This window comes from Ammoniphilus soli (genome assembly GCF_040813775.1).
This window is the reverse complement of sequence record NZ_JBEGDL010000167.1, coordinates 1-632: the sequence shown is the minus strand read 5'-3', so window position 1 is coordinate 632 and position 632 is coordinate 1. Positions and strand designations below refer to the sequence as shown.

The 632-nt window shown below is 42.9% G+C and carries 1 protein-coding gene; it reads right to left on the bottom strand.

The window, feature by feature from the left end; all coding sequences use genetic code 11:
* A partial coding sequence (locus tag ABLT31_RS38885; protein ID WP_462976599.1) for a flavodoxin domain-containing protein occupies nucleotides 1-632 on the bottom strand: 632 nt, incomplete at both ends.

Below are 632 nucleotides of genomic sequence, written 5' to 3'. Positions count from 1 at the left end.
TAAAGGAACGGAATGGTGCAATGCCTGTCCCTGGCCCAACCATAATGATATCTTTTCCCCCCGAGTCTGGCAGATAAAAGTGTTTGTTTTCTTGAATAAACACGGGAAGCGTATCTCCTTCTTGAAGACGTTCAGCACATAAAACAGAACAAACTCCTTTTCTTAAGCGTCCGTGAGCGGTATAACGCACAGCACCGATGGTTAGATGCACTTCCTCAGGACTCGCGACAATGCTGCTTGCGATGGAGTAGAGACGTGGTGTCATTTTTCTTAATAGAGACACGATGTCTTGGGCAGAAGCATTCCATGGGCCGAAATCACGTAACATATCAAGCAAATCACGTCCGTTTGTATATTCTTTCAACTGGTTTATATTTTCAACTGACACAAGATTTCGCAGCTCTTCGTTTTCTGTTAATTCCACTGCCTGCTGTAAAATCTTTTTCGACAATAACGTAATATCAAAGTAGGTTGTTAGCGCTTCTTTTAACGGGAGCGTTTCACCTTGCTTATTAATTTCTACTAACGTTTCTTCATCCCACTTCATTTCCTCAAGTAAGGAAGCCACTAGTTCCGGATCATTTGAAGGAATAATACCAAGGGCATCACCTGGGACATAGGAAAGTCCGGAC